Origin of the sequence: Agilicoccus flavus, assembly GCF_014857905.1 — a bacterium.
In the GTDB taxonomy this organism is placed as follows: domain Bacteria; phylum Actinomycetota; class Actinomycetes; order Actinomycetales; family Dermatophilaceae; genus Agilicoccus; species Agilicoccus flavus.
In genome coordinates this window covers 220,282-239,929 of sequence record NZ_JACYXE010000002.1, presented here as the reverse complement: position 1 = coordinate 239,929, position 19,648 = coordinate 220,282, and the positions used below count along the sequence as shown (strand labels likewise).

Here is a 19,648-nt window from a genome sequence, read left to right as displayed (position 1 = left end):
ACAAATCTCGTGGAGTGAACGCCCTCAGGGCACGAGATCCGCGACCGTGACGTCGATGGTCGATCAGCGTCGGCATCGGCTCGGTCGTGGCGGTGATCTCGTCCTGCTCGACGGCACTCATCAGGGGCGTCCTCCTCTCCCTCAGTGTCCGGGCCGGCCCTCGCGGCGGCAAGACCGGCGTGGCGCCCTCGGGTGGGGGCGGCCGCCGTCGTCCACAGGCAGTGGCGCCCCGGACGCGCGGGTGCGGGTGGCGATCGCGCACACTCCCGGGCGGCGCTGATGAGCCGACGGGCCGCTCGGTTCTGACAGGGTGGGTCACCTGTCGACCGGATCCCCTGTGCCCGGCGCGAACCGCGTCGCGGCGGGCCGGTCACCCCGACCCTCGAGGGGGACGCCGATGCTCGACAAGACCGTCACGACCGTCGTGGACCTGCTGTGGAGCACACCGATGATCTACCTGGTGCTCGCGGTGGGCCTGTACTTCACCGTGCGCCTCGTCTTTCCCCAGATCAGACGCATCCCCGACATGCTGCGGTATCTGTCGGCGGGGGCGACTCGACCCGCGGGGTGTCCTCGTTCCAGTCGTTCGCGATGGCGCTGGGCGGGCGCGTCGGCGTCGGCAACATCGCCGGCGTCGCGACGGCCATCCACTTCGGCGGGCCGGGCGCGATGTTCTGGATGTGGATGACGGCGTTCGTCGGCTCCGCGGTCGCCGTCGTCGAGTCCTCCCTCGCGCAGGTGTGGAAGCAGGAGGTCAACGGCGAGTACCGCGGCGGCCCCGCCTACTACATCGAGAAGGGCCTGGGCCTGAAGTGGCTGGCCGCCCTCTACGCGCTCGCGACGGTCTTCGCCTGCACGATCACCGGGCCCTCGATCCAGGCGTACAACATCGCCGAGTCCGTCGACAACGCCTGGGGCGTCGACCCCCGCATCACCGGTCTCGTCGTCGCGCTCCTCTTCTGCGCGGTCGCGCTCGGTGGCATGAAGCGGATCGGGAAGGTCTGCGGGCTCGTCGTCCCGATCATGGCGGCCGCCTACGTCCTGCTCGGCGTCGTCATGCTCGTGCTCAACTCCGACGCCGTGCCGGCCATGTTCGGACTCATCTTCCGCAGCGCCTTCGGGGGCGAGGCAATGTTCGGCGGCATGCTCGGCGCGGTCATCATGTGGGGCGTCCGGCGGGCGATCTACTCCTCCGAGGCGGGCACCGGCTCCGGCGCGCAGGCCTCGGCCGCGGCCGAGGTGTCCCACCCCGTCAAGCAGGGCCTGGCCCAGGGCTTCTCGGTGTACGTCGACACCCTGTTCGTCTGCACCGTCACCGGGTTGATGATCCTGTCGACGAACAGCTACAACGTGGCGGGCCCGGACGGGTCGATGATCGTCGAGTACCTCCCCGGTCTCGAGGCGGGACCGGCGTACACGCAGACGGCGATCGACAGCGTGTTCCCCGGCCTCGGCTCCGGCTTCATCGCGGTCGCGATGTTCTTCTTCGCCTTCACGACCCTGCTCTCGTTCGGCTTCTACGCCGACACGAACATCGCCTACCTGCTGCGCACCCACCGGCGGGGCCGGGCGATCAACACGGTCTTCCAGCTCGTCCTCGCCGCCTCGATCCTCCTCGGCTCCTTCCGGTCCTCGGAGTTCGCGTGGGCCCTGGCCGATATCGGCATCGGGCTCTACACGTGGATCAACCTCATCGCCCTCGTCTTCCTCGCCCCGAAGGCGGTGGCGGTGTTCAAGGACTATGAACGACAGCGCCGCGCCGGTCAGGACCCGGTCTTCGATCCCGAGACCGTCGGCATCACCAACGCGCCCGTGTGGGCGGCCGTCGCGCGCCGGCGCGAGGAGGCCGCGGTGACGCGGGGGTGAGGCGCGCCGGCCGGGCGCGTCGTCACGGGGTCGAGCGCTCGGTGAACAGGGCGTCGGGATAGCGGACGTCGACCTCCTCGACGACGGCGGTGAAGCCGCCGCCCGGCTCGATGCCGTCGAGGGCCTCGACCTCGACGCAGATCCCGGTGCCGGCGTCGAGCCGCACCCGGAAGTCGACGCCGCCCTCGGCCGGATCCGGCCACCCGATCTGCCGGGCCTGCTCCTCCCCCATCGCGTCGCGCTCGGTCGCGAGCGCGTGGCGGCCGGCGAGCAGCGGGCAGCACGAACAGCGGGGCGAGTACGCCGGCGTCGTCCGCACGACCGCCTCCAGCGCGGGCCTCCCGTGGTGGTCGACGCGGTCGACGCGGGCGATCTCGAGTGCGGGGCGGTCCCAGCGGGCGAGGTCGCCGCGGGCCGTCTCGGTCACCGCCACGGCGAGGTCCCGGATCTCGCGGGCGTGGTGCAACTCCTGCTCCTGCGGCGTCATGGACTCCCACGGGACGCCGTCGGGCAGCTCCTCGACCGGATCGGCCTCGCCGTCGGCGAGCTCGTCGGGTTCGAGGAGAGCCATCCGCCGATAGTTCACGAAGAACGGCACGCCGTCCTCGGGCCGGGAGGTCGGCGGGTCGGCGAGCAACCGCCCGGCGAGCAGGCGCGGGTTCGCGGCCAGGCGCCGCTCGGCCTCGTCCCGGGCGCGGATCACGACGGAGAGGGCGTCCTCGTCGGGGGTGGCGGGGCGGGCCAGGTCGCCCACCAGATCGAGTGCCTCCCGTCGCAGCGCCGTGGCCTCGGGGCCGTAGTGCTCCTCCGGGTCGGCGACCTCACCGCGCAGGAAGGCGGTCGACCCCGTCCCGCCCTGGTCGAGTTCCGCGTCCTGCAGCGACCCGTCGAGCCGCTCGAGCCGGTAGGCGCTCGGACGGCGGACCCACGCCCGCCACCCGTCGCCCGCCCAGGGCCCGCATTCCGACACCGACAACCGGACCGACCCCCACAGGCGTCGCGAGCTGCGCGCGAGCGCTCGGAACGTCGCGGCGTCGGCCTCGAGTGACACCCCGGCATCCGTCCGAGCATTCATGCGATCAGGCTCGCACGCGGCGGCGTGCGCCTCGAACCCTTTTCGAGCCTGGTCCCGAGGCGCAGGGCGCCGGGGCTACGGCTCGAGATCGTCCAGCGAGAGGGGGATCGTCACGCCCGCGACCGCGAGCACGACGCGTTCGCGCGGCGCGACCTCCACGAAGAGCCCGTCGGCGTCGCGCTCCTCGTAGAGCCACAGCTCGCCCGGGTCGCTGCGCAGGTCGACGACGAGGTAGGAGGCGATCCCCGCGAGGGCGTAGTCGCGACGCTTGGCCACGTGGTCGCGCTCGACGGAGGACTCCGAGACGACCTCGGCGATGAAGAGCGCCTGATCGGCGCGCACCCGTCGGATCTGCGGCGGCTGGGCGCCCCGCCGCAACGCCGCGGCCGGCGCGACGACGACATCCGGTCGACGCACGGTCGGGCGCGGCACCTCCCACAAGGTCACATCGAGTTCCTCGACCGCCAGCCATTCGCCACGGTCACGGTTGATCGCGAGCGCCAGCATCATGCCGGCGCCGCGGTTGACCGGCCCCTCCCCCGGTGGTGACATCGTGGGCACGCCCTCGACCAGCTCGAAGGCGTCGTCGTGGAGGCCGGCGTACTCGTCCCACATCTCGAGGTCGATCCGGCTCGGCAACCACGATCCCGCGACGAGACTCATCGTGGGCTCCCTCCTTCGGTGATCTCCAGTGTGCGCCCCGGTGACGAGGTGCGGCAACGGTGGACGGTGGACCGACACCCTCCCACCGATCCTCGAGCGCGCCGCGGCGCCGTCCACAGGCGTCCCGGCCGCCCCGGCGACGACCGACGCGAAGGGGCCGGTCACCGACGGCGGTGACCGGCCCCTTCAGCGGACCCGGGACGGCGTCAGCCGCGGGAGGCCGAGCCCTCGACGTAGTCGCTGTCGGTGTCCTTGACCCAGGCCATGAGCTTGCGCAGCTCCTTGCCGGTGGCCTCGATGGGGTGCTGGGCTCCCTTCTCGCGCAGGGCCTTGAACTCCGGGGCGCCGGAGTCCTGGTCGTCGATGAACCGCTTGGCGAACGCGCCGGAGCGGATGTCGGCGAGTACGGCCTGCATGTTCTGCTTGACCTCCGGCGAGATGACCCGCGGGCCGGAGACGTAGTCGCCGTACTCGGCGGTGTCGGAGATCGACCAACGCTGCTTGGCGATGCCGCCCTCGATCATGAGGTCGACGATGAGCTTGAGCTCGTGCAGGCACTCGAAGTAGGCGACCTCGGGCTGGTAGCCGGCCTCGATGAGCGTCTCGAAGCCGTACATGACGAGCTGCGACGCGCCACCGCAGAGCACCGACTGCTCACCGAACAGGTCGGTCTCGGTCTCCTCGGTGAAGGTCGTCTTGATGCCGCCGGCGCGCAGGCCGCCGATGCCCTTGGCGTAGGACTTGGCGAGCTCCCAGGCGGACCCCGACGGGTCCTGCTCGACGGCGACGAGCACGGGGACGCCGCGGCCGTCGACGAACTCGCGGCGCACGAGGTGACCCGGGCCCTTGGGGGCGACCATGAAGACGTCGGAGCCGGCGTCGGGCTTGATGTAGTCGAAGCGGATGTTGAAGCCGTGGCCGAAGACGAGCGCGGTGCCCTCGTTGAGGTTGGGCTTGATCTCCTCCGCGTAGACGGTGCGCTGCACCTGGTCGGGCGTGAGGATGACGACGACGTCGGCCTCCTTGACGGCCTGGGCGACGGTGAGGACGCGCAGGCCCTCCGACTCCGCCTTGGCGCGGGAGCGCGAGCCCTCCGCGAGGCCGATCCGGACGTCGACGCCCGAGTCCCGCAGGTTGAGGGCGTGGGCGTGGCCCTGGCTGCCGTAACCGATGACAGCGATCTTGCGGCCCTGGATCACCGAGAGGTCGGCGTCGTCGTCGTAGAACATCTCAGCCATGTCGAATCCTTCGTGTCGTTGCGTTGAGGGGGGGGAAGTTCGTGCGCGTCAGTGGGTCTTGAGGGCGCGGTCGGTGATGGAGCGGGGTCCGCGCCCGATGGCGACGAGGCCGGACTGCACGAGCTCCTTGACCCCGTAGGGCTGCAGGAGCGCGAGCAGCGCCTCGAGCTTGTCGAGCCGGCCGGTGGCCTCGATGGTCACGGAGTCGGCGGCGACGTCGACGACGCGGGCCCGGAACAGCTCGGCCGTCTCGAGGATGTGCGAGCGCGTGGACGGCTCCGTGCGCACCTTGACGAGGATGATGCGCCGCTCCACGGTCTGCTCGGGCTCGAGCTCGACGACCTTGAGCACCTCGATGAGCTTGTTGAGCTGCTTGGTCACCTGCTCCAGGGGCAGCTCGTCGGCGTCGACGAGGACCGTCATGCGGGAGATCTCGTCGTGCTCGGTCGGACCGACCGCGAGGGAGTGGATGTTGAAGCCGCGACGGCTGAACAGCGCGGCGATGCGGGCGAGCACACCGGGCTTGTTCTCGACGAGGACGGACAGCACGTGGGTGTTCATCGGGCCGGCACCTGCTCTTCCTGGTCGGGCACGTTGCCACCGGTCATGTCGTCCTCCTCGCGGTCCCAGACCGGCGAGAGGTCACGCGCGTAGAGGATCTCGTCGTTGCTCACCCCGGCGGGCACCATCGGCCACACCATCGCGTCGCGGCAGACGACGAAGTCGACGACGACGGGCCGTTCGTCGATCTCGAGCGCCGCCTGGATGGTCGCGTCGAGGTCCTCCTCGCGTTCGCAGCGCAGCCCGGCGCAGCCGTAGGCCTCGGCGAGCTTGACGAAGTCGGGAACGCGCGAGCCGCCGTGGGCCGTGTGCAGATCCGTGTTGCTGTACCGCTCGTTGTAGAACAGCGTCTGCCACTGACGGACCATGCCGAGGCTGCTGTTGTTGATGACGGCGATCTTGATCGGGATCTTGTTGATGACGCAGGTGGCGAGCTCCTGGTTCGTCATCTGGAAGCACCCGTCGCCGTCGATGCCCCACACGACCCGCTCCGGCTCGGCCACCTTGGCGCCCATGGCCGCGGGCACGCAGTAGCCCATGGTCCCGAGGCCGCCGGAGTTGAGCCAACTGTTCGGGCGGCTGTACTCGATGAACTGCGCCGCCCACATCTGGTGCTGGCCGACCCCGGCGACGTACGTCGCCTCCGGCCCGCTCAGCGCGCCGATGCGCTCGATGACGTGCTGCGGAGACATCAGGCCGCTCTCGGGCGCGGTGTGGCCGAGCGGGTAGCGCCGCTTGTAGTCGGCGACCTCGGCGCGCCACGCGGCGTAGTCGCCGAGCGCGTCCTCGCCGGAGAGCGCCTTGAGGAGCTCGGCGCAGACCTCGCGGGCGTCGCCCACCATCGGCACGTCGGCGATGCGGTTCTTGCCGATCTCGGCAGGGTCGACGTCGGCGTGGATGACCTTGGCCAGGGGCGCGAACGTCGCGAGCTTGCCGGTGACCCGGTCGTCGAAGCGGGTGCCCAGGGCGATGAGGAGGTCGGCCTTCTGCAGCCCGGTGACGGCCGCGACGGACCCGTGCATGCCCGGCATCCCGAGGTGCAGGGGGTGGGAGTCGGGGACGACGCCCCGCGCCATGAGGGTCGTGACGAGCGGGATCTGCGTCAGCTCGACGAGCTCGCGCAGCTCCTCGCTCGCGTCGGCCCGGATCAGGCCGCCGCCGAGGTAGAACACGGGTCGGCGGGCCTCGCGGATGAGCCGGGCGGCCTCGCGGATCTGCTTGCCGTGCGGCTTCGTCACCGGGCGGTACCCGGGCAGCTCGAACGTCGGCGGCCAGCTGAACGTCGTCTGCGCCTGCAGCGTGTCCTTCGTCACGTCGACGAGGACCGGGCCGGGCCGTCCGGTGCTCGCGATGTGGAAGGCCTCGGCGACGACGCGCGGGATGTCGGCCGGGTCGGTGACGAGGTAGTTGTGCTTGGTGATCGGCATCGTGATGCCCCGGATGTCCGCCTCCTGGAAGGCGTCGGTCCCGATGGCGGCGCTGCCCACCTGACCGGTGATCGCGACGATCGGCACCGAGTCCATGTTCGCGTCGGCGAGCGCGGTGACGAGGTTCGTGGCCCCCGGCCCGGACGTCGCCATGCAGACCCCGACCTTGCCCGTCGCGGCCGCGTACCCCTCGGCGGCGTGCCCGGCACCCTGCTCGTGCCGGACGAGCACGTGGCGCACGCGGGTGGAGTCCATGAGCGGGTCGTAGGCGGGCAGGATCGCGCCGCCCGGCATCCCGAAGACAACCTCTGCGCCGACCTCCTCGAGGGCACGGATGAGGCTCTGGGCCCCCGTGACGTGTTCGACGCGGCTCGCGGCGGGGGCGGGGGTGGGGGTGGGGCGCGCCGCCGGCCGCGCGGGCGGCGCAGGGCGTGGGGCGGGTGTCGTGCTGGTCACGATCGGTCACCACTTTCGTGAGGTTGGGCTACCTCGGTTGCGGGCCTGGCTTCGCAGTCCGGTTCGCTCGGACTCCACCGGTGAGGCGTACCACCCACGCGTGACGGCCCGACTCACAAAAAATCCCCTCGGTCCGCGGACGGACGAAGGGGTGGCGCGTCGGCACAGACGCCGGCGCGCTCAGGGAAGTACGAGAATTCGGGCCACGTCGCCACTCTGGCCGACCCGGGAGGAGGTGTCAAAGGCGTGAGACGCACGTCTTGACATATGGACCGTTCCACGCGGACAAGGCGCGTGTGCCGCCAGAACCACGCGCAAACGGGCGCTAGGCTGCCCTCCGCCCGACACGGGGCCGTGCGGTGCCCGCCCAGGGGGCGGACCATTGAGTGGAGCGACCGCGCCTGCGGTGTTCGGGCGATTCGGGAGCTGGACTTCACCTCGGTCACCGAGACACGGCCGGGCTCATCGAGCGGCGCCCAGGGGACGGCGGCCCAAGTTGTCACGACAACTGCACTGCCTCAGGGGTGTAGGCGTGCAGGTCGACCCTCTGACCAGGAGCGATTCGAGCAGTGACGTCGATGGCAGTGCAGTTGTCGTGAAAACCCGGCCCCGTCCTTCGCCGCGTCGTCGTCAGTCGCAGACCGCGCCCTTGCTCGCCGACCCCACCAGCCGCCGGTACTTCGCCAGCACGCCGCGGGTGAACCGCGGCTCCGGCGCGGTGACGCCGGCCTCGCGGCGGCGCGCCATCTCCGCGTCGTCGACGAGCAGGTCGAGCGTGCCGTCGGCGACGTTCAACCGGATCCGGTCGCCGGTCTGCACGTAGGCGATGGGTCCGCCGTCGACGGCCTCCGGTGCGACGTGGCCGACGCACAGGCCGGTCGTGCCGCCCGAGAAGCGGCCGTCGGTGAGCAGGAGGACGTCCTTGCCGAGGCCCGCCCCCTTGATGGCGCCCGTGACGGCGAGCATCTCGCGCATGCCGGGCCCGCCCTTGGGGCCTTCGTAGCGGATGACGACGACCTCGCCGGCCGCCATCGACCCGTCCTCGATGGCGTCCATCGCACCGCGCTCCCCGTCGAAGACGCGCGCGGTGCCCTCGAAGACGTCGGACTCGAACCCGGCGGACTTGACGACCGCGCCCTCCGGGGCGAGGGACCCCGAGAGGATGGTGAGCCCGCCCGTCGGGTGGATGGGCTCGGTCATGGCCCGGATGACGTGGCCGTCGGGGTCGGGCGGGGTGATGCCCGCGAGGTTCTCGGCCACTGTGTGCCCGGTCACCGTCAGGCAGTCGCCGTGGAGCAGGCCCGCGTCGAGCAGGGCCTTCATGACGACGGGGATGCCGCCGATGCGGTCGACATCGGTCATCACGTGCTGGCCGAAGGGCTTGACGTCGGCGAGGTGCGGCACCTTCCCACCCACCCGCTTGAAGTCGGCCATCGTCAGGTCGACGTCGGCCTCGTGCGCGATGGCGAGCAGGTGCAGGACGGCGTTCGTCGACCCACCGAAGGCCATGACGACGGCGATCGCGTTCTCGAACGCCTCCTTCGTCATGATGTCGCGGGCCGTGATGCCCCGGCGGAGCATCCCGACGACGGCCTCGCCCGACTTGCGGGCGAACCCGTCGCGGCGGCGGTCCGTGGCCGGCGGGGCCGCCGAGCCGGGGATCGACATGCCGATGGCCTCGGCGACGCTCGCCATGGTGTTGGCGGTGTACATGCCGCCGCACGCGCCCTCGCCGGGGCAGATCGCGCGCTCGATGGCGTCGACGTCCGCCCGCGACATGAGCCCCCGGGCGCAGGCGCCGACCGCCTCGAACGCGTCGATGATCGTCACCTGCTTCTCGGTGCCGTCCGAGAGCTTGGCGATGCCCGGGAGGATCGACCCGGCGTAGAGGAAGACCGACGCGAGGTCGAGACGCGCGGCCGCCATGAGCATGCCCGGCAGCGACTTGTCGCAGCCGGCGAGCAGGACGGACCCGTCGAGCCGCTCCGCGTTCATCACCGTCTCGACGGAGTCCGCGATGATCTCGCGGCTGACGAGCGAGAAGTGCATCCCGTCGTGGCCCATCGAGATGCCGTCGGAGACGCTGATCGTGCCGAACTCGAGCGGGTACCCCCCGGCCGCGTGGACCCCGTCCTTGACGGCCTTGGCGAGCCGGTCGAGCGACAGGTTGCAGGGGGTGATCTCGTTCCAGCTGCTCGCGACCCCGATCTGCGGCTTGGCGAAGTCGTCGTCGCCCATCCCCACGGCCCGCAGCATCCCGCGCGCCGCCGTCTTCTCCAGGCCGTCGGTGACGTCCCGGCTGCGGGGCTTGATGTCGGGCCCCGGACCGCCGGCCGGGGCTGCGTTCTCGGAGGTGATCTGCGTCATGGCGGCCATCGTAGCGAGCGGGCCCTCCCCCGCCGACGCGGGCGCGGATGCTGCTCCGGCCGGAGGGGACACGCCCGGATCCGTCCGGCGTGAGGCGCGGGAACCGCGGGCAGACCGCGTCGGCGGTGCGTCGAGCGAGCGTCGTGGTCCAGAGTTCAGCGGATGTCGTGTCGGGCCGCCCCGCGCCAGGTGACGTTCGCCCGCGAGCTCGTGGGCACCGACGCCCGCACGCTGATCCCGCGGGAGGTCGCCCGAGCCGCGGCCCGGGCCTTGGCGACCCTCGCCGCCTTCGCCCGGATCGCGGCGGCACGGGCCTTCGCCGCCTTCGCCTTGATCGCGGCCGCACGGGCCTTCGCCGCCTTCGCCTTGATCGCCGCGGCCGCACGGGCCCGGGCCAGGGCGGCCGCCTTGGCGGCGGCGCGGACGGCCGCGGTTCCGGAGGAGACGACGACCGTGGCGGTCGCGCCCGCCGAGCGGACCTCGACCCGGACCCCGCCCGCGTAGGAGGTGAAGGCCGCGCCGGGCGCGATCTGGCGGACGTCGTCGGTGCGCCCCGTGGGCGTGGCATCGAGGACCATCGAACCGCGCCCGCCGGCGTCGAGGCGCACGATGCGGACCCCCGCAGGCACGTTCTTGTAGAGCACCTTGTCCCTGCCGACGCGGGCGCGGTACTCGACGTAGTACCTCGCCTTCGAGACCGGGTCGGCGACCTCGACGGCGCGCACGCCGGTGGCCGCGGCCCGGGGGGCCAGGGTGAGCGTCCGCGAACCGGAGGCGACCGACGCGAACTGCCCGGCCCGCAGGAACCCGAGGCGGATGGCCTGGGGCGCCGACAGCGACCCCGCGCGGTCGGGCGCCGAGGCGGCCATGACGTCCCACGGGTAGCCGTACTCGGTCACCGAGCATCCGCGCGGCAGGCCGTTCAGCGCGACGTCGGCGCGGGTGCACACGAGGGCCTTGGCGTGCTCGAGGCCGAGGTTGTGGCCGAGCTCGTGGGCGAGCACCGGCCACGCGGTGTCCGAGACGAGGGCGATGCCGCCGGCGTTCGGGCCGGCGCCGATGGAGGCGAGGCCGTAGGAGCACCCCTGGGTGTCGGCCCCGCGGGGGTAGGAGAGCACGAGGTGGCGGTTCGGCGCCTCGGTGAAACCGATGCGGTCGGCGGCCTCGGACCACGGCTTGAAGACGTCGTCGGTGCAGCGGAAGGCGGAACGGTAGGGCGCGGTGACGACCCGGACCCGGAACGAGACACCGCCGCCGGACTGCTCCGACCAGTAGGCCGACGCGGCGGCGACCTGGGCGCGGACCTGCGCGGCGGTGGCCGGGGTGCCGGACACGCCGCGCGGCGTGACGACCGCGACGTACAGGTCGTGGACGGCCGGGCGGTACAGCGCCGCCGGCGCCGCGCCGAGCACGGTCACGCCGGAGGTGGCGAGTCCGGCCCCGCTCGCCGAGGCGGCGGCCGCCGTGGCCCGCGACAGATCCGAGGTCGGGGCGGCCGCGCCGTCGCGTTCGGCGCTCGCGAGGTCGCCGCGGTCGAGGGTGATGGTGCCGCCCTTGACGGGGGCCGCGTCGCCGGCCCGCGCGGCCGCCGCGACGGCCGGGGGGACGACGACGGTGACGCGCACCTTCTGCCCGGAGGACACGCGCTGCACGGCCGCCCCGTCGACGGGCACGAAGGTGCGGTCGGGGAGCTGGAGGACCGTGGCACCGGTCGTGCCCTCGTCCTCGCCGTCGACGTGGGGCGCCCCGGGCGCGTCGGCGAGCCGGACGACCGTGCCCTCGAGCGCCGCGTGCGTGGGCCTCGCCTCACCCGCGCCGAATGCGAGCGGGGCACCGTAGATGGTGGCAGACACCAGGGAGACGACGGCCAGTGCCGTCGCCGAGCGTGCGATCCGTCGCGTGGTGAGCATCCGTGCGTGCCCTTCCGTGAGCATTGTCGGACGCACATCCGTGCGCGTCCTCAGGCCACTGATCGGCGCGGCGGGCGCGGCCTTGAGCGCCTAGTCGGACGCTCGCCCCGAAGAGGACGCGAAATGACTTGGCCGCTCTGATCGCTCGGTCCGAAAAAAGATCGCGGGGCGCGCCCGCAGCCCGACGGATCGGGCGCCACGCGTCGGCAGGCCTCCGCCGCCGCGGCTCAGCCGGCTCGGCCCGGCTCAGGCAGGGAAGCGCACGGCGACCACCGCGGAGGCGTCCCCCGGGAAGTCGGCCCACGAGCCGCGGTGACCCACGACCGCGCACGTCGCCGGCGGCCACCCGGCCTCGGCGAGCGGCGTCACCGCGCCGTCGCGGTGATCGGGCAGGTCACGCGCCACCGCCGGGATCGCGGGAGCGTGCCCGACGACGACGAGGGTGCGGACGTCGTCCGAGACGGCACCGATCGACTCGACGACGTCGACCGCCTCCGCCTCGTACAGCGCGGCGTCGGCCCACACCGAACCGGCGGACAGCCCGCCCGCCTCGAGCGCCTCCCACGTCTGCCGGGTCCGCGTCGACGGCGAGACGACGACGGCGTCGGGCCGCACCCCCTGACCGGCGAGCCACCGGCCCAGCTCCGTCGCCGCGGATCGGCCGGCGCCGCTCAGTTCGCGCCCGGCGTCGCCGCTCGGAGAGCTGTCCCGCGCCTTCCCGTGCCGCACGAGGACGAGGATGCGCAGCGGTTCGACGTCTGCGCCGTCGCCGGCGGGGTCCGCGGGGTCGGAGGTCGGGGCCCAGGGCTGACTCATGTTCCCCAGCCTGCCAAAGGCCGAGAACGATCGGTCGGATCGGGCCACCGGAAACGCCGCCCGATCGGCCGGGGGACGGCACCGTCCCGACGCCGACGACACGCATCGGCTCGCCCGCGTGGCAAGCCTTGCCTTACCGGCCGCCGTGAAGTTAGCCTCACCTACATGATCGTCTGTCACTGCCGCGTCGTGCGGGACTCCGACGTCGGCCGGGCGATCGCCTCGGGCGCACGGACGTTGGCCGCGGTGTGCGGCCGCACCGGCGCGGGGCAGACGTGCGGGGGATGCGTCCTCGGGGTCCGGCGGTGCATGGAGGGGTACGCTGAGGCCCCCTCACCCGCCACCTCGGAGGACCAGGATGAAGCCGCGTAGTCCCCGCATCGTCGAGCTGTTCAACGACGCGCTCACGTTCGAGCTGACCGTCGTCAACACGTACTTCCTCAACGCCCGGATGCTCGACAACTGGGGGTTCGGGAAGCTGGGCAAGGTCTTCTACGACCTGTCCATCGCCGAGATGAAGGACGCGGACGAGCTCATCCAGCGCATCCTCTTCTTCGACGGTCACCCCAACGTGCAGCGCCTCAACCCGATCGAGATCGGCGAGAACCCGGCCGAGATGCTGCGGCTCGCCCTCGCCAGCGAGATCGCCGCCGTGAACCAGTTCAACGACGCCGCCCGCGAGTGCCACGAGGTCGGGGACCGCGCCTCCGGTTCGACGTTCGAGGCGATGGCCCTCGACGAGGAGACCCACGCCGACTACTTCGAGGGTCAGCTCGACGCCATCCGCACCATGGGCTTCGAGAACTACATGGCCCAGCAGCTCACGGTCGGCGAGACGCCGTAGGGCCCTCCGCCCCGCGCACGAGAACGGCGCCCGTCTCCTCTCGGGGAGCGGGCGCCGTTCGCGTGCGCGGGGCGGTGGCCGGTCAGCCGGCCACGCCGAGGCGTTCGAGGATGAGCGCGCGCACCTTGGCGGCGTCGGCCTGCCCCTTCATCTCCTTCATCACCTGACCGATGAGCGCGCCGGCGGCCGCCACCTTGCCGCCGCGGACCTTGGCGGCCACGGCCTCGTTGGCGGCGATGACGCGGTCGACCGCGTCGGTGAGGGCGCCGTCGTCGCTGACGAGCGCGAGCCCGCGGTCGTCGGCGACCTGCTCGGGGGTCCCCTCGCCGGCGAGGACGCCGTCGAGGACCTGCCGGGCCATCGAGTCGTTGAGGCGGCCGGCGCCGACGAGGGCGTCGAGCTCGGCGACGTGCTCGGGCGTCAGGCCCATCTCGCCCAGCTCGCGCGCCTGCGCGTTGGCCCGTCGCAGCACCTCGCCCATCCACCACTTGCGGGCGCCGGCCGGGCTCGCGCCCGCGGCCACCGAGGCGTCGATGAGGTCGAGGGCGCCCGACCCGACGACGTCGCGCAGCTCGAGGTCGGACAGGCCCCACTCGCCCTGCAGCCGCCGGCGGCGCCGGTCGGGGGGTTCGGGCAGGGTGGCCCGCAGCTTCTCGACGCGCTCCGCGGACGGGGCGACCGGGACGAGGTCCGGCTCGGGGAAGTAGCGGTAGTCGTCGGCGTCGGACTTGGGCCGGCCGGCGGACGTCGTCCCGGAGTCCTCGTGCCAGTGCCGGGTCTCCTGCGTGACGGCCGCGCCCGAGCCGAGCACCGCGCCCTGGCGGGTCATCTCGTAGACGACCGCCCGCTCGACCGAGCGCAGCGAGTTGACGTTCTTCGTCTCCGTCCGCGTGCCGAGCGGGACCGCGAGCTGCTCGGGGCCCCTCCGGTCCTCCCCGGCGCGCGGGCGGAGCGAGACGTTCGCGTCGCACCGCAGCGAGCCCTGCTCCATCCGCGCGTCGGAGACGTCGAGGGCGCGCACGATGTCGCGCAGCGCCCCCACGTAGGCGCGGGCGACCGCGGGCGCGTGTTCGCCGGCCCCGACCAGCGGGCGCGTGACGATCTCGACGAGCGGCGTGCCGGCGCGGTTGTAGTCGAGCAGGGAGTGGTCGGCCCCGACGATGCGGCTGCTGCCGCCGCCGGTCGTGACGTGCGTCGACTTGCCCGCGTCCTCCTCCATGTGCGCGCGCTCGATCTCGACGCGGTAGGTGAACGAGCCGCCGTCGCCGGTCGGGACCTCGACGTCCAGGTGCCCGTCGAAGGCGATCGGTTCGTCGTACTGGCTCGTCTGGAAGTTCTTCGTCATGTCCGGGTAGAAGTAGTTCTTCCGGGCGAAGCGGCAGCGTTGCGCGATGGAGCAGTTCAGGGCGAGCCCGATGCGGATCGCCGCGTCGACGGCCGCTGCGTTGGCCACGGGCAGCGCGCCCGGCAGGCCGAGGCACACCGGGCACGTCTGCGTGTTCGGCGCGGCGCCGAACGTCGTCGCGCACCCGCAGAACATCTTCGTCGCGGTGCTCAGCTCGACGTGCACCTCGAGCCCGATGACGGGGTCGTAGGACGCGAGGACCTCGGTCAGGTCGAGGACGTCGTCGGTGACGGGCATGTCAGGCCTCCTGGCGCGTCGGCGTCGGGACGGGGCTCGTGGACACCTCGGGGGCCCGGTCGAGCAGGGGGGCGCCCCAGGCGTCGACGAGATCGCGCTCGAGGGCGGCCGCGACGGTGTAGAGGCGGTCGTCGGCCATCGCGGGGGCGAGCACCTGCAACCCCACGGGCAGACCGTCCTCGTCGGCGAGGCCGACGGGCACGGACAGGCCGGGCACCCCGGCGAGGTTCGCCGGGATGGTCGTCACGTCGAGGCGGTACATGGCGAGCGGGTCGTCGACCTTCTCGCCGATCGGGTACGCGGTCGTGGGCGTCGTCGGCGACACGAGGACGTCCACCTGCTCGAACGCGGCCGCGAAGTCGTGGGCGACGAGCGTGCGCACCCGCTGCGCCTGCCCGTAGTAGGCGTCGACGTAGCCGGCGCTCAGCGCGTAGGTGCCGAGGATGATGCGGCGCTTGACCTCGTCGCCGAAGCCCGCCTCCCGGCTCGCGGCCATCACCTGCTCGGCGCTGCTCGCCCCGCCGCGGGACGGGTCGACGCGCAGGCCGTACCGCATGGCGTCGTACCGGGCGAGGTTGCTGCTCGCCTCGGACGGGAGGATGAGGTAGTACGCGGCCACGGCGTAGTCGAAGTGGGGGCAGGCGACGTCGACGACGGTGGCGCCCGCCGCCTCGAGGCGGTCGAGGGCCTCGGTGAACCGGGCGAGCACCCCGGGCTGGTACCCGGTGGCGTCGCGCCCGCCGACGACCCCGATCCGCAGCCCGGCGACGTCGGCGCGGCGGGCGGCCTGGACGACGGGCGGGACCGGTGCGTCGATGGACGTCGAGTCGCGCGGGTCGTGCCCGGCGAGGACCTCGTGCAGGAGGGCGGTGTCGAGGACGGTGCGCGCGCACGGGCCGATCTGGTCCAGGCTGCTCGCGAGGGCGATGACGCCGTAGCGGGAGACCCCGCCGTAGGTCGGCTTGGTCCCGACCGTGCCGGTGACGGCGGCCGGCTGCCGGATCGAGCCGCCGGTGTCGGACCCCACGGCCAGGGGCGCCTGGAACGACGCGAGAACCGCCGACGAGCCGCCGCCCGACCCGCCGGGCACCCGCGTGAGGTCCCACGGGTTGCGGGTGACGCCGTACGCGGAGTGCTCGGTGGAGGACCCCATCGCGAACTCGTCCATGTTCGTCTTGCCGAGGATGGGCAGGCCCGCGGCCCGCAGCCGCTCGACGACGGTCGCGTCGTACGGCGGCATCCAGCCCTCGAGCATCTTCGAGCCCGCGGTCGTGGGCTGACCGACCGTGCAGGCCACGTCCTTGACGGCGACCGGGACCCCGGCGAGCGGGTGGAGCGCCTCGCCGCGGGCGCGGGCCGCGTCGACCTCGCGGGCCGTGGCGAGCGCCCCCTCGTCGTCGCGGTGCAGGTAGGCGTGGACGGCCCCGTCCACGGCGTCCATGCGGTCCAGGTGGGCGCGCACGACCTCGACCGCGCTGACGTCCCTGGCGGCCAGGTCGGCGGCGAGGCGGGCGGCGCTGCGCCGGACGAGGTCTGGGTGGTCGGTCACGGTGGCGGCACCTCTTCGTCGGGTGGGTGGCGGGTGGGTGGGGCCGGTTCGGGCCTGACGCGCGCCCCGGGGGCGGGGGTCCGGGCGGGCCTGTGGACTCGGGAGCGTCGCGCGCCGGCGGGGGCCCGGAGCCCTACTCCTCGCCGAGGATGCGGGGCACGACGAACCGGTCGTCCTGCGCCTCGGGGGCCCCGGACAGGGCCTCCTGCACGGCCAGCGACGGGCGGACCTCGTCGGCGCGCAGGACGTTGACGAGCGGCAGCGGGTGCGACATCGGGGGGACGTCGTCCGAGGCGACCTCGCCGACCTGCTCGACGGCCTCGAGGATGACGCCGAGATCGGTCGCGAGGCGGGTCGTCTCCTCGTCGGTGAGGTCGATGCGCGCGAGCATGGCCAGGTGCTCGACCTGGTCACGGGTGATCGTCGTCATACCCGGCAGTCTAGGCGGCTCGTCGTCGTCGCCCGGGGCGCGTCCTACGGGGGTGTCTGCGCACCGGACACCGGGCCCGACTCGTGGCCGGGCTCCGCCGAGAGCTCCGACGGGGGCTCGGCGGAGGGGTCCGGGGGCGGCTCGGGGCCGAGCTCCGGCGCAGGTCGCTGGGACGCCGCGCCTGCGTCGCCGCCGCGCGGGGCGGTGGCGATCTCGACGACGCGGCGGAACGAGCTCGTGCCGCGTTCGAGGATGCCGGCGTGGCCCACCCGGCCCACCAGGGCCTCGCCGACGCGGTGGCCGTCGCGGGCCTCCTCCCAGACGCCGACCGGCAGCGTCCGCACGCCGTCGAGGCCGTCGGGGTCGGCACCGAGACCGAGCCGGGCGCGGGCCCCGAGCGCCCGGCCGGGCGGACCGGGGAGGCGGCGCAGGAGCCCGGCCGCGCGCCTGGCGTAGACGATGGGGTCGCCCGGCGCGGTCAGGCTGAAGCGTTCGACGCGCCGCGGTCTCCCGAGGGCGTCGGTGCTCGGGTAGTCGCCGACGGAGACGACGCCCGGCCCTGCCCCGGCCGAGGCGAGGTGGACGACGCGGTCGGCCCGCAGGCCGGCGCGTTCGGCGGCCCCGACCATGACGCCGCCGTAGGAGTGGCCGGCGACGGTGACGACGGCGTCCGGAGGCGCGTCGAGGGCCTCGACGACCGCGCACAGCGGCACGGCCGCGCGCCGGGCGAACACGGAGAAGGGCGCGTCGGTGCCCACGGCGTACGGGAAGTCGGCCCCCATCCAGGCGAGGACGCACGTGCCCGGCCCGGCCTGCGCGGCGAGGTCGGCCGCGACCCGGGTCGGCAGGTGGAACCCCCGCACCGCGGTGCCGGTCCCGGGCACGAGGACGACGACGGCCCGGGCCCGCCCGGGCGGGGTGCCCCACAGCTCGGCGAGGCGGCCGCGGCCGGCCGGGTCGAACGTCAGCAGGCGGCGGGGACCCCGGTCGTAGAGCAGCGACTGGTAGAGCCGGACCCGGATCCGCAGGTCGGCCCGCAGCAGCAGCGGCCGGTCGGTGTCGAGGTCGGCGACGGACGTGAGGCGATCGGTCGTCAGCCAGGCGTCGAGGACGGCGCCGCGCAGTCGCCGCCACCATCGCTGCCCGTCGACGGCGCGCCGGGCGATGGCCCGCGCCTCGAGGTCGACGTCGGTGCGCCGCGACGCCCCGAGGGTGGCGCGCAGGTGGAGGCGGTTGGCCGCGACCCGCAGGTCGACGGGCACCCCGTCGAGCCGCCCGAGCAGGTGCGGCCGCGTCAGGGTCACCCGCGTCGCGAGGTCGGGCGGCCAGCCCGCGAACACCTCCCGGACGGCGAGGACCCGCCGCAGCACCACCTCGGCAGCAGTCCCGTCGGGCGCGCCGGGCAGGCCGAGCCCCGGGCCGCGCGGCGGACCGAGCGGCGGCGCGTCCCCGGCCACGGCCGCGAGCTGCCGCCAGGCGACCTCGACCTGGCCCGCGGCCGCACCCTCGGACGCGTGGGCGGACGCGGGGGCGGGCGCCGGCCGGCCGCCGTCGCCCCGGCCCGGGTCGTCACCCCCGGCGACGAGACGCGCGACGAGGTCGGGGCGCAGCGGCGCGACGGCGACGAGCCGGTCGGCGGGCAGCGCCGCGAGGACGGCCCGCGCGCCGGCGGCCCGACCGGCGCCGTCGTCGCCGGCCCGGTCGAGCGCTCGGTCGACAGCTCGGTCGACGGCGCGGCCGGCACGCGGGAGCGCGGGGTCCGGCGGGAGGTCGGCGAGGACGCGCAGGCCGATCACCCATCCCCCACCCGCGCAGACGGCGTCGCTGTCGGGCACCGTCCGGACGGCCGCCTCCAGACCGCGTCGGCACGCCACGTCGGCGGTCGACAGGGCGTCCGTGCGCGCCCGGACGTCGGCCCGCAGCGCGCGCCACCGCCACGGCGGCGCGGCGCCGATGCGGTCCTCGAGCCGGGTCAGCTCCGCCACGTGGGTGTCCATCGCCTCGGCGAGCCCGGCGAACGCGTCCTGCGCGAGGGCGACCGCCTCGGTGAGGTCGTGGAGCGCGGGGGCGAGGGCCAGGCCCGGCGGGAGCGCCCGGGCGGCGTCGGCGAGCATGGCGTCGAGCCGGGCGGCGTGGGCGTCGAGTTGGGCCGTGACGTCGCCCACGACGTGCGGCGACACGAGCATCCACGGGTGCACGAACGACGACGTCACCCGCGCCATGAGGGCCCGGCGGCGGTGAGCGGCGGCGGGGTGCTGCGCCGTGCGGATCACCGGGCGGCGGCGGGCCCGCGCCGGGGGCGCCCAGGCCGCCGAGGTCGGGCCGCAGGGGTCGACGTGCTCGGCCCCGTCGACCCGGTGGTCACGGTCGGGCGGGTCGGGCAGGTCGGGCGGGTCGGGCAGGTCGGGCGGAGGGGGACGATCGGGCCCGTCGTGAGAGGCGGACGGGTCGGAAGGGTCGGCCGCGTCGGACGGGTCGCACGAGTCTGTGCGTCGGGTCGCGCGGGCCCCCGACGCGGGGCCCTCGTGTGCCGCCTGGTCGGCGGTCGCGGCGAGGTAGTCGGCCACGTCGCCGAGCGCGACCGAGAGCGCGATGCCGAGGTCGTAGACGACGTGGCCCGTCGTCGCCCCGGGCAGCGCGTCGCCGGGGGTGTGGACGATCTCGGGGATGCCCATCCGGCCGGCGAGGTCGCGGATCGCCACCGACGCGGTGCGCAGCGCCGCCGACGCCGGCCCGGACTTCCCAGGGGCCGGTGGATCGGCCCCCGGGCCGCCCGCTCGCCCCGCCGCGTCGTCGCTCACGAT

General features: G+C 73.9%; 14 protein-coding genes and 1 pseudogene. 3 read left to right on the top strand and 12 right to left on the bottom strand.

The genetic code is table 11. The features are described from left to right. Positions 1–397 precede the first annotated feature (397 nt). Positions 398–1,866 (top strand): annotated as a pseudogene (locus ICW24_RS04540) (alanine/glycine:cation symporter family protein). Positions 1,867–1,888: 22 nt separating this feature from the next. On the opposite strand, the gene ICW24_RS04535 reads toward ICW24_RS04540, so the two are convergent. The 8 genes from ICW24_RS04535 to ICW24_RS04500 all read right to left on the bottom strand — a co-directional run bounded on the left by ICW24_RS04535 (position 1,889) and on the right by ICW24_RS04500 (position 12,379). Continuing rightward, positions 1,889–2,917 carry a hypothetical protein gene (locus tag ICW24_RS04535; protein WP_226344527.1) on the bottom strand — a complete coding sequence of 343 codons (1,029 nt, stop codon included), beginning with the start codon at positions 2,915–2,917 and terminating at the stop codon, positions 1,889–1,891. 99 nt (positions 2,918–3,016) lie between these two features. Continuing rightward, positions 3,017–3,604 carry a Uma2 family endonuclease gene (locus tag ICW24_RS04530; protein ID WP_226344526.1) on the bottom strand — a complete coding sequence of 196 codons (588 nt, stop codon included), beginning with the start codon at positions 3,602–3,604 and terminating at the stop codon, positions 3,017–3,019. 206 nt (positions 3,605–3,810) lie between these two features. Beyond that, positions 3,811–4,842 carry a ketol-acid reductoisomerase gene (gene ilvC / locus ICW24_RS04525; RefSeq protein WP_226344525.1) on the bottom strand — a complete coding sequence of 344 codons (1,032 nt, stop codon included), beginning with the start codon at positions 4,840–4,842 and terminating at the stop codon, positions 3,811–3,813. 48 nt (positions 4,843–4,890) lie between these two features. Beyond that, positions 4,891–5,403 (bottom strand): acetolactate synthase small subunit, encoded by a 513-nt coding sequence (ilvN, locus tag ICW24_RS04520; RefSeq protein WP_226344524.1) that lies wholly within the window; start codon positions 5,401–5,403, stop codon positions 4,891–4,893. Continuing rightward, complete coding sequence (locus ICW24_RS04515; protein ID WP_226344523.1) at positions 5,400–7,286, bottom strand: acetolactate synthase large subunit; 1,887 nt, start codon at positions 7,284–7,286, stop codon at positions 5,400–5,402. Before ICW24_RS04515 ends, ilvN begins: the two co-directional genes overlap by 4 nt. A 630-nt stretch (positions 7,287–7,916) precedes the next feature. Beyond that, entirely contained in the window at positions 7,917–9,662 is a 1,746-nt protein-coding gene (gene ilvD / locus ICW24_RS04510) for a dihydroxy-acid dehydratase (RefSeq protein WP_372360491.1), read from the bottom strand. A 146-nt stretch (positions 9,663–9,808) separates the two neighbouring features. Beyond that, positions 9,809–11,506, bottom strand: a complete 1,698-nt coding sequence (locus tag ICW24_RS04505) for a reprolysin-like metallopeptidase (protein WP_226344521.1) — start codon at positions 11,504–11,506, stop codon at positions 9,809–9,811. 303 nt (positions 11,507–11,809) lie between these two features. Beyond that, the gene (locus ICW24_RS04500; protein WP_226344520.1) at positions 11,810–12,379 is read right to left on the bottom strand and encodes a SixA phosphatase family protein; all 570 of its coding nucleotides are present in this window, start codon (positions 12,377–12,379) and stop codon (positions 11,810–11,812) included. Between the two features lie 165 nt (positions 12,380–12,544). On the opposite strand from ICW24_RS04500, the gene ICW24_RS04495 reads away from it, so the two are divergent. Together ICW24_RS04495 and bfr are read left to right on the top strand one after the other, a co-directional pair. Next, entirely contained in the window at positions 12,545–12,751 is a 207-nt protein-coding gene (locus tag ICW24_RS04495) for a (2Fe-2S)-binding protein (RefSeq protein ID WP_226344519.1), read from the top strand. Beyond that, entirely contained in the window at positions 12,738–13,223 is a 486-nt protein-coding gene (bfr, locus tag ICW24_RS04490; protein WP_226344518.1) for a bacterioferritin, read from the top strand. The genes ICW24_RS04495 and bfr overlap by 14 nt, the downstream gene beginning before the upstream one ends. An 82-nt stretch (positions 13,224–13,305) precedes the next feature. Here bfr and gatB read toward each other — a convergent pair whose 3' ends face one another. From gatB to ICW24_RS04470, 4 genes are all read right to left on the bottom strand, one after another. Beyond that, the gene (gene gatB, locus ICW24_RS04485) at positions 13,306–14,865 is read right to left on the bottom strand and encodes an Asp-tRNA(Asn)/Glu-tRNA(Gln) amidotransferase subunit GatB (protein WP_226344517.1); all 1,560 of its coding nucleotides are present in this window, start codon (positions 14,863–14,865) and stop codon (positions 13,306–13,308) included. Position 14,866: 1 nt separating this feature from the next. Further along, positions 14,867–16,414 (bottom strand): Asp-tRNA(Asn)/Glu-tRNA(Gln) amidotransferase subunit GatA, encoded by a 1,548-nt coding sequence (gene gatA / locus ICW24_RS04480; protein WP_226344516.1) that lies wholly within the window; start codon positions 16,412–16,414, stop codon positions 14,867–14,869. Positions 16,415–16,547: 133 nt separating this feature from the next. Next, positions 16,548–16,844 carry an Asp-tRNA(Asn)/Glu-tRNA(Gln) amidotransferase subunit GatC gene (gatC, locus tag ICW24_RS04475; protein WP_226344515.1) on the bottom strand — a complete coding sequence of 99 codons (297 nt, stop codon included), beginning with the start codon at positions 16,842–16,844 and terminating at the stop codon, positions 16,548–16,550. A 44-nt stretch (positions 16,845–16,888) separates the two neighbouring features. Continuing rightward, positions 16,889–19,645, bottom strand: a complete 2,757-nt coding sequence (locus tag ICW24_RS04470) for an alpha/beta hydrolase (protein ID WP_226344514.1) — start codon at positions 19,643–19,645, stop codon at positions 16,889–16,891. Between the last annotated feature and the right edge of the window lie 3 nt (positions 19,646–19,648).

What these genes read in the sequence shown, in the direction of transcription:
- ICW24_RS04530 (WP_226344526.1), bottom strand. Translation starts at nt 3,604, where the DNA reads ATGAGTCTCGTCGCGGGATCGTGGTTGCCGAGCCGGATCGACCTCGAG.
- ilvC (WP_226344525.1), bottom strand. Translation starts at nt 4,842, where the DNA reads ATGGCTGAGATGTTCTACGACGACGACGCCGACCTCTCGGTGATCCAG.
- ilvN (WP_226344524.1), bottom strand. Translation starts at nt 5,403, where the DNA reads ATGAACACCCACGTGCTGTCCGTCCTCGTCGAGAACAAGCCCGGTGTG.
- ilvD (WP_372360491.1), bottom strand. Translation starts at nt 9,662, where the DNA reads ATGGCCGCCATGACGCAGATCACCTCCGAGAACGCAGCCCCGGCCGGC.
- ICW24_RS04500 (WP_226344520.1), bottom strand. Translation starts at nt 12,379, where the DNA reads ATGAGTCAGCCCTGGGCCCCGACCTCCGACCCCGCGGACCCCGCCGGC.
- ICW24_RS04495 (WP_226344519.1), top strand. Translation starts at nt 12,545, where the DNA reads ATGATCGTCTGTCACTGCCGCGTCGTGCGGGACTCCGACGTCGGCCGG.
- bfr (WP_226344518.1), top strand. Translation starts at nt 12,738, where the DNA reads ATGAAGCCGCGTAGTCCCCGCATCGTCGAGCTGTTCAACGACGCGCTC.
- gatB (WP_226344517.1), bottom strand. Translation starts at nt 14,865, where the DNA reads ATGCCCGTCACCGACGACGTCCTCGACCTGACCGAGGTCCTCGCGTCC.
- gatC (WP_226344515.1), bottom strand. Translation starts at nt 16,844, where the DNA reads ATGACGACGATCACCCGTGACCAGGTCGAGCACCTGGCCATGCTCGCG.